Origin of the sequence: Hydrogenophaga sp., from assembly GCF_022844385.1 — a bacterium.
In the GTDB taxonomy this organism is placed as follows: Bacteria; Pseudomonadota; Gammaproteobacteria; order Burkholderiales; family Burkholderiaceae_C; genus Hydrogenophaga.
This window is the reverse complement of sequence record NZ_JALHLX010000142.1, coordinates 1-8,010: the sequence shown is the minus strand read 5'-3', so window position 1 is coordinate 8,010 and position 8,010 is coordinate 1. Positions and strand designations below refer to the sequence as shown.

Here is an 8,010-nt window from a genome sequence, read left to right as displayed (position 1 = left end):
GCGGCCAGTGCCAGCCAGGCCAGGCCTCGGGCGTCCAGCGCGCCGGTGAACAGCGCCACCAGGTAGGCCGTGTGCAGCGCCAGCACCAGCATGCTGAACACGTCTTCCCAATAGAAAGCCGGGGCAAACAGGTAGCGGCCGAAGACCACTTTTTCCCAGATGCAGCCCGTGATCATGATGGTGTAGAGCGTCAGCGTCTTGACCACCACCGACACCGAGGCGGCGGTCTGGCCTTCACCGGTGGCCAGAAAACGGAGCACCAGCCCAAGGCTGACCAGAAACACCAGGAATTGCACCGGCGCCAGAATCCCCTGCACCAGCGTCCACACCGAGGCGTCGCGCCGCACCCGCTCTTCTGGGGTGTACAGGGGACGGCTCGCAGGCCGCTGGCGTTCGGGGTGCATCTGTGGTGTCTCCATGGATCTCGCTTGGGTCCAATTTAGATGCTCCCGTCGATTGTGTCAACTTAACTTGACGTATTTTTTAGTTGACACCTGCAGTCCTCCCCGGTAAAGTTTTTTGTACGGTCTTTAGAAATGTTTTGACGCACCAGATTGACAGCAGTACAACGCGTTTCAGGGTTCTGAACCGGGCCGACCGGTCAGCCCCGCTGAACAGCATCCAGCAATTTCTGATCTCGTAAGACAAGCTCCGGCAAGCACCGTGGCCCCTGCGTATCGGCACAGCGCGCAAGCGCCAGGAGACAGGCACATGGGCTCTTATTTCAGGCAAACGTCGCCCACGGAGACCGAACTCTTTGGCACGCCACCCCTTGATGGCTGGCCAGATTCCGCCTGCAGTCCTTCAGGAGCGCCGGGCATCGATGACCTCCTGCGCACGGATCCGCAGGAAGCCTCCAACGACGACGGGCTGCGCTCGGTCCTGCTGGCCAAGGCGGTCGAATACGAAATCATCCCCCGGCTGATGCTGGCGCACCGCGTCCCCCGCGAGGGCACGGCCCAACCGCTGTCCGAAGGCCTGCACGTGGCCCCCGAAGACGTGATCCCGTTTGCCGAGTTGGTGCTGCACGAAGATGATGCGACCTTGCGTGGTTTTGTGGCGGCACTGCGCGATCGGGGCGTGGCCACCGAGTCCGTGTTTCTGGACCTGCTCGCACCCGTGGCCCGCTACCTGGGCGAGCTGTGGGAACGCGATCTGTGCAGCTTCACCGAGGTCACCGTGGCCTTGGGCCGCTTGCAGCAACTGCTGCGGGAAAACAGCGCCGCCTTCGCCCAGTTCGACCGCGACGGCGCGCCCGTGGAGGCGCGGCGGGTGCTGCTCATCCCCTGCCCCGGCGAACAGCACACCTTCGGCCTCTCGCTGGTGGGCGAGTTCTTTCACCGTGCCGGCTGGGAGGTGGTCACCAGTTTTGTGGCGTCAGAGGGTGCGCCCGCCATGGTGCAGAAAGACTGGTACGACGTGGTGGGCTTTTCGCTGGCCTGCGAGACCGGCATCGAGCGCCTGAGCGATGCGATGGGCCAGGTTCGCAAGAAAAGTCTCAACCCCGCCGTCTCTATAATTGCCGGAGGCGCAATCTTTGGTTTGCACCCGGAGTTCGGCCATCAAATACCCGCCGATGCCATCATCACCGATGGCCCCGCTGCACCGGCCCTTGCTGAAAAATTGCTGGCCGACAGACTCGCGCGAAGTCAGGTTTGATGCCCGTTCACCTCCATAGTGATTTTGCTAGAACCACGAAAGTCCAACATGTCGCAGGCGTCACAGGCCTATGTCCACAGACCGTTTGACAAGGCAGACCCGTTCCTCGCCGGTCTGGACGCTGACGCCGCCGCGGAGCTGGTGACGGCCTCTGCCGACGTGGTGCTCATCCTGGACAACGATGGCGTGATCCGGGACCTGGCCCTGATGGGCAAAGACATGATGGGCCTGGGCTGCCAGGAATGGATCGGCAAGCCCTGGTCGCAGACGGTCACGGTCGAGAGCAAGCCCAAGATCGAAGACCTGCTGGGCCACAACGACAAGGCCGGCGCCGACAACGTCCGCTGGCGCCATGTGAACCACCCCATGAGCGACCGGGCCGATCTGCCTTTGTCGTATTCGGTGGTGCAGGTTCATCGCAAAAGCCAAGGCAAAGCCGACGAGCTCTCGCACAGCGTGGCGTTTGGTCGCGACCTGCGCGGCCAGGTGGCGCTGCAGCAGCGCCTGGTCACGGCCCAGCAGTCCATGGAGCGCGACTACTGGCGCCTGCGCCAGGTGGAAACGCGCTACCGCCTGCTGTTCCAGATGGCTTCGGAGCCGGTGCTCATCCTTGAAGGCTCGATCGACAAGCTCGAAGAAGCCAACCCCGCCGCCCACGAGCTGTTTGGCGAACCGTCCCGCCTGCCCGGCTGGACACTGCTCAGCAGTCTCGACGAAGCCAGCCAGACTGCCGTTCGCGAGATGCTGGAGCGCCTGCGCGCCAGCGGCCGCGCCGACCCCTGCACGATCCGCCTGGTCGACTCCAACCAGGACATGGTGGTGGCGGCCTCGCAGTTCCGGCAGGAAAACACCCTGCACTTCCTGTTGCGCTTCACGCGCCCCATGGACATGGCTGCGCCCAGCCTGTCGGCCAGCAAGCGCCAGCTGCTGCAAGTCATGGAAAGCGCGCCCGACGCGCTGGTGGTCACCGATCTCGACGGCCGCATCCTGAGCGCCAACCGCGCCTTTCTCGAACTCGGCCAGCTCGGCAGCGAAGACCAGGCCCGCGGCGAAGTGCTTGAAAAATGGCTGGGCCGCACGGGTGTGGACTTCCGCGTGCTGCTCACCAACCTGCGTCAGCACGGCAGCGTGCGCCTGTTTGCCACGCAGCTGCGCGGCGAATACGGCTCCACCTCCGAGGTGGAAATTTCGGCCGTGGCGGTCAACGCTGGTTCGCAGCGCTGCCTGGGTTTCACGATCCGCGACGTGGGCCGGCGCCTGGGCACCGAGACCCGCGCCAGCAAAGAGCTGCCGCGCTCGGCGAGCCAGATGACCGAACTGGTCGGCCGACTGCCGCTCAAGGACATCGTGCGCGAGACCACCGACCTGATCGAGCAGCTCTGCATTGAGGCCGCGCTGGAGCTCACCGGCGACAACCGGGCTTCGGCCGCCGAAATGCTGGGCCTGTCGCGCCAGAGCCTCTACATCAAGCTGCGCCGCTTCGGCATTCTCGAAGGCGTGAGCGAAGACACGCACTGAACGAATCACCCCCCGCGCCGCTTTGCGGCTCCCCCCTCTCTCGCCTGCGGCGGGAGGGGGGCGGCAGCTGGGACCGGCGGAGCCGGATCCGCGCTGCCCCTGGGTGAAAACCAGCCTCTTCTCCGGCTGGTTTTTTTTCGTCTGGACGGCTGTATTGCCCGCTCCTTTCCACTCGGGATTTCCCTTGGTTTACACCTTCAGTGTCATTTTTCTTTGACACTTTTCGATGGGAGAGGTACAACCTTTTCCATGCAACTCCCCGCGCTCTCGGCTGTCACGGAACTGTTCAAACCAATCACCTGGTTCCCGCCCATGTGGGCGTTTGCCTGCGGGGTGGTGGCCTCGGGTGTGTCGATGGACGGGCGCTGGTTGCTGGCTGTTGTGGGAGTGGCGCTGGCCGGGCCGCTGGTGTGTGCCACCAGCCAGGCGGTGAACGACTGGTACGACCGCCACGTGGACGCCATCAACGAACCGCAGCGGCCGATTCCCTCCGGGCGCATTCCCGGCCAATGGGGTCTGTACCTCGCCATTCTCTGGACCGGCGTATCGCTGGCGGTGGCGACCTTGCTCGGCCCGTGGGGCTTTGGCGCGGCCGCACTCGGCCTGCTGCTGGCCTGGGCTTACAGCGCGCCACCGGTGCGCCTGAAGGAAAACGGCTGGTGGGGCAACGCGGCCTGCGGCATCAGCTACGAAGGCATTGCATGGATCACCGGTGCTGCGGTGATGGCCGGGGGCGCCATGCCCGGCGGTGAGTCGCTGGTGCTGGCCGCGCTGTACAGCGCAGGGACCCACGGCATCATGACCCTCAACGATTTCAAGGCCGTGGCCGGTGACCGCCAGATGGGCGTGCGCTCGCTGCCGGTTCAGCTCGGTGTGGACCGGGCCGCTCGCGTGGCCTGCTGGTTCATGGCGGTGCCGCAGGTGGTGGTGATTGCGCTGCTGCTGGCCTGGGGCCAGCCCTGGCACGCGGCCGGTGTCACCGGGCTGCTGCTGGCGCAAGGCGTCATGATGCGCCGGTTCCTGGCCGACCCGACGCCGCGGGCGCTCTGGTACAGCGGCTTCGGTGTGCCGCTGTTCGTGTCGGGAATGATGGTCAGCGCCTTCGCACTGCGGTCCATGGCGGGAGCGGGCGCATGACACCGTTTGGCTGGGGCAGCATCGCGCGCCTCGGCCTGGTGCAGATGGCGCTGGGGGCCATCGTGGTGCTGACGACCTCCACGCTCAACCGCGTGATGGTGGTCGAGCTGGCACTGCCCGCGCTGCTGCCGGGCATGTTGGTCGCCCTGCACTACCTCGTTCAAATCGCGCGGCCTCGCATGGGCCACGGCTCCGACGTGGGCGGGCGCCGTACGCCCTGGATCGTGGGTGGCATGGCGGTGCTGGGCATCGGCGGTGTGGTGGCTGCGCTGGGCACGGTCTGGATGGCCACCGACCGCAGCGCCGGCATCGCGCTGGCCGTCCTCGGCTTTGCGCTGGTAGGCCTGGGCGTGAGCGCCAGCGGCACATCGCTGCTGGTGATGCTGGCCAAACGCGTACCGGCCGGGCGTCGGGCGGGCGCGGCCACGCTGGTCTGGATGATGATGATCGCGGGCTTCGCGCTGACCGCGGGCCTCGCTGGGCATTTTCTGGAGCCCTACTCGCCCGAACGCCTGCTGGCGGTGACCGCGGGCGTTTCACTGATCGCCTTTGCGCTCGCTCTGGTGGCGCTGCGCGGACTGGAAGGCGAGCAGGCGCACTACGAGCGTCCCAATGGCGACGCACCGCGTTTCAAGGAAGCGCTCAACCAGGTTTGGAGCGAGCCGGTCGCGCGGCGCTTCACCATCTTCGTGTTCGTCTCCATGCTGGCCTACAGCGCGCAAGACCTGATCCTGGAGCCCTTTGCCGGCACGGTGTTTGGCTACACGCCGGGCGCTTCGACCCAACTCTCGGGTGTGCAGCACGGCGGGGTGCTGGTGGGCATGTTGCTGGTGGCGTTCTCGGGTGCGCTGGCAGCGCGCTTTCCGGTGCACCCGGTGCTGGGCCGCATCGGCTCGCTGCGTGCCTGGACCATCGGCGGCTGCATCGCCTCGGCGCTGGCCTTGTTCGGCCTCACGCTGGCCGGTCTGAACGGCGAAGGCTCGCCGCTCAAGGCCACGGTGTTTGCCCTGGGCCTGGCCAACGGTGCGTTTTCCATCGGCGCCATCGGTTCGATGATGCGGCTGGCCAGCGAGGGCCGGCAGGCGCGCGAAGGCGTTCGCATGGGCCTGTGGGGCGCGGCACAGGCCGTGGCCTTCGGCCTGGGTGGGCTGGTGGGCACGGGCGCGAGCGATCTGGCGCGCTGGCTGATCGCCACACCAGGATCGGCCTACGCCGTTGTATTCGCGCTTGAAGGCTTGCTATTCCTGCTGTCAGCCATGCTGGCCTGGCGCATCTCTGCACCCGTCCCTCGAACCCAGGTCCGCACCTCCCCTTTCCCCAACGCCGGTGACGCTTTTGCAGCTGGCCCCAACCCCAGGCAACTGTCATGAACTCAGACGAAACCTTTGACGTGGTGGTGATCGGTGGCGGCCCCGCCGGCGCCACCGCAGCGCACGAACTCGCCCGCCAGGGCCGATCGGTGTTGCTGCTCGACCGGGCCGGGCGCATCAAGCCCTGCGGCGGCGCCATTCCACCACGCCTCATCAAGGACTTCGAGATTCCCGACGAACTGCTGGTGGCCAAGGCGCAGTGCGCGCGCATGATCGCGCCGTCCAACAAACACGTCGACATTCCGATCGACAACGGCTTTGTCGGCATGGTCAACCGCGAGTCGTTCGACGAATGGCTGCGGGCCCGGGCCGCCACGGCGGGTGCCGTGCGCCGCACCGGTTTGTTTGAAAAACTCAGCCGCGACGCGGATGGCACGAGCGTCGTGCACTACACCGCGCGCGATCGCCACCAGCGCGGCGAAGGCACACCGGCCCAGGTGCGCGCCCGCGTGATCGTGGGTGCAGATGGCGCCAAGTCGCAGGTGGCGCGCCAGGGCCGCGTGCCCGGTGTGGAAGACACGCAGTACGTGTTCGCGTACCACGAGATCGTGCGCGCCCCCGCACAAGAGGCCCAGCCCGCCGGCTATGACGGCACACGCTGCGACGTGTATTACCAAGGGCGCTTCTCACCCGACTTCTACGGCTGGGTGTTCCCGCACGGCGACACGATGAGCATCGGCACCGGCAGTGCCGACAAGGGATTTTCCCTGCGCGGCTCGGTGCAGAAGATGCGCGAAGCCAGCGGCCTGGCCGGCTGCGAAACGCTGCGCCGCGAAGGCGCACCCCTGCCCATGAAACCACTGAAACGCTGGGACAACGGGCGTGACGTGGTGCTGGCCGGCGACGCCGCCGGCGTGGTGGCGCCCGCCTCGGGCGAAGGCATCTACTACGCCATGCTCGGAGGTGAACTGGCCGCGCAGGCGGCGCACGAAATGCTGGCCACCGGCAACGCGGCCGCGCTCAAGCTGGCACGCAAGCGCTTCATGAAGCTGCACGGCACGGTGTTTCTGGTGCTCGGGATCATGCAGTGGTTCTGGTATGTGAACGAAAAACGCCGCGAGCGTTTCGTGAAGATCTGCGAAGACCGCGACGTGCAGCAACTCACCTTCGAGTCCTACATGAACAAGCAGCTCACACGCAAAAAGCCCATGGCGCACGTGCGCATTTTCCTGAAGGACGTGAGCCACCTGCTGGGCTTCGCGCGGGTGTGACGGACCTCTGGCAGATCCGCTGGCTGCTCGACGCGGTGATCGTGTTCACCGTGCTGGAAGGGGTGGGACTGTGGCTGTACCACCGGCTCACGGGCCAAGGGCTGGCCCCGGGTGAATACGCCTTGAACATGCTCTCAGGCCTGTGCCTGATGCTCGCCGTGCGCGCCGCTGTCAGCGGACTGGCCTGGCCCTGGGTCGCCGTGTGCCTGAGCGCTTCAGGCCTGGCACACGGCTGGGATATGTCGAGACGCTGGCGTCGCCAACGTCTCGGGGCATGAAGCGCTGGCACCTCCAGCGCTTCATGCAAGCGGTGGTCAGCCGGCTTTCTTGACCCAGGCGCTGCACCAGCCTTTGCCAGCCACCAGCTTGCCGGGGAACAGGGCGCATGGGCCAGCTGGATCGGTTGCTTTCGCGGCATAAAGTTGGCAGTTGTTGCACAGCTGCGTGGCGGCGTGCTTGGGGAACTTCTTGGCGTCCACCTTGGTGGTGTCGGCCGCATAGCCCAGGGCTGCGGCTTGTGCGTCTTTCTCGTTGACCATGGCGGGCTGCGCCTGGGCGTTGGCTGCCAGCAGGGCAGTGCCGCTGGCGGCAGCGACCTGCATCATGAAAACGCGACGATTGGAACCGTTCATTTGTGACCTCGTGGGAATTGCAAGATTGCTTGCGCATGCTACGCCGCCCCGACTTAAACCGGGCTGACATTCCCGAGCGCTTGAGTGCGGCAATGGCCCATTGCCCTGCCGGGCTTTTCGGACCATGGCCGGCGGGATGCCCGGCGCGGACCCCGGCAGCGCCGGGTCGGGCAGGTGGTACGTACACTTGTCGAAAAACGCGCCCATGACCCCACAAGACTACGTCCAGCAAAAAGCCGCGGCCTCGGGCAGCAGCTTCTACTATGCCTTCCTGTTCCTGCCCGCCGAACGGCGCGCCGCCATCACAGCCTTTTATGCGTTTTGCCGCGAGGTGGACGATGTGGTGGACGAGGTGAGCGACCCGGCCGTGGCGCAAACCAAGCTGGCCTGGTGGCGGCGCGAGGTCGCGCAATCGTTTGCCGGCTCCCCCACGCACCCGGTGATGCGCGCCCTCATGCCGCTGAGCGCCGCCTACGCCATCGA

At 66.2% G+C, this 8,010-nt stretch carries 9 protein-coding genes; 7 read left to right on the top strand and 2 right to left on the bottom strand.

The window, feature by feature from the left end; all coding sequences use genetic code 11:
- On the bottom strand, positions 1–419 hold a 419-nt coding region (bchF, locus tag Q0C59_RS17070), incomplete at its 3' end, for a 2-vinyl bacteriochlorophyllide hydratase (RefSeq protein WP_291217756.1).
- A gap of 292 nt (positions 420–711) precedes the next feature.
- Between bchF and Q0C59_RS17065 the strand changes: the two genes are divergently transcribed.
- The 6 genes from Q0C59_RS17065 to Q0C59_RS17040 all read left to right on the top strand — a co-directional run bounded on the left by Q0C59_RS17065 (position 712) and on the right by Q0C59_RS17040 (position 7,173).
- On the top strand, positions 712–1,659 hold the full coding sequence (locus Q0C59_RS17065) for a B12-binding domain-containing protein (protein WP_291217754.1): 948 nt from the start codon (positions 712–714) through the stop codon (positions 1,657–1,659).
- Between the two features lie 48 nt (positions 1,660–1,707).
- Positions 1,708–3,177 (top strand): transcriptional regulator PpsR, encoded by a 1,470-nt coding sequence (gene ppsR, locus Q0C59_RS17060; RefSeq protein WP_291217753.1) that lies wholly within the window; start codon positions 1,708–1,710, stop codon positions 3,175–3,177.
- Between the two features lie 249 nt (positions 3,178–3,426).
- A complete protein-coding gene (chlG, locus tag Q0C59_RS17055) occupies positions 3,427–4,314 on the top strand; it encodes a chlorophyll synthase ChlG (RefSeq protein WP_291217750.1) in 888 nt (295 codons plus the stop codon).
- Positions 4,311–5,684: a BCD family MFS transporter gene (locus Q0C59_RS17050; protein WP_291217748.1), complete on the top strand. Its 1,374-nt coding sequence runs from the start codon at positions 4,311–4,313 to the stop codon at positions 5,682–5,684. The genes chlG and Q0C59_RS17050 overlap by 4 nt, the downstream gene beginning before the upstream one ends.
- On the top strand, positions 5,681–6,895 hold the full coding sequence (locus tag Q0C59_RS17045; protein ID WP_291217746.1) for a geranylgeranyl diphosphate reductase: 1,215 nt from the start codon (positions 5,681–5,683) through the stop codon (positions 6,893–6,895). The genes Q0C59_RS17050 and Q0C59_RS17045 overlap by 4 nt, the downstream gene beginning before the upstream one ends.
- Positions 6,892–7,173, top strand: coding sequence for a hypothetical protein (locus Q0C59_RS17040; RefSeq protein WP_291217744.1), 282 nt, complete (start codon positions 6,892–6,894; stop codon positions 7,171–7,173). Before Q0C59_RS17045 ends, Q0C59_RS17040 begins: the two co-directional genes overlap by 4 nt.
- A 36-nt stretch (positions 7,174–7,209) precedes the next feature.
- On the opposite strand, the gene Q0C59_RS17035 is transcribed toward Q0C59_RS17040, so the two are convergent.
- Positions 7,210–7,527, bottom strand: a complete 318-nt coding sequence (locus Q0C59_RS17035; protein ID WP_291217742.1) for a high-potential iron-sulfur protein — start codon at positions 7,525–7,527, stop codon at positions 7,210–7,212.
- 205 nt (positions 7,528–7,732) lie between these two features.
- Between Q0C59_RS17035 and Q0C59_RS17030 the strand changes: the two genes are divergently transcribed.
- Positions 7,733–8,010, top strand: a 278-nt coding sequence (locus Q0C59_RS17030; RefSeq protein ID WP_291217740.1) for a squalene/phytoene synthase family protein, incomplete at its 3' end; no start/stop codon positions are given.

Bases quoted from the DNA above. Each gene is read 5' to 3' on its own strand.
- Q0C59_RS17065 (WP_291217754.1), top strand. From the start codon at position 712: ATGGGCTCTTATTTCAGGCAAACGTCGCCCACGGAGACCGAACTCTTT.
- ppsR (WP_291217753.1), top strand. From the start codon at position 1,708: ATGTCGCAGGCGTCACAGGCCTATGTCCACAGACCGTTTGACAAGGCA.
- chlG (WP_291217750.1), top strand. From the start codon at position 3,427: ATGCAACTCCCCGCGCTCTCGGCTGTCACGGAACTGTTCAAACCAATC.
- Q0C59_RS17050 (WP_291217748.1), top strand. From the start codon at position 4,311: ATGACACCGTTTGGCTGGGGCAGCATCGCGCGCCTCGGCCTGGTGCAG.
- Q0C59_RS17045 (WP_291217746.1), top strand. From the start codon at position 5,681: ATGAACTCAGACGAAACCTTTGACGTGGTGGTGATCGGTGGCGGCCCC.
- Q0C59_RS17035 (WP_291217742.1), bottom strand. From the start codon at position 7,527: ATGAACGGTTCCAATCGTCGCGTTTTCATGATGCAGGTCGCTGCCGCC.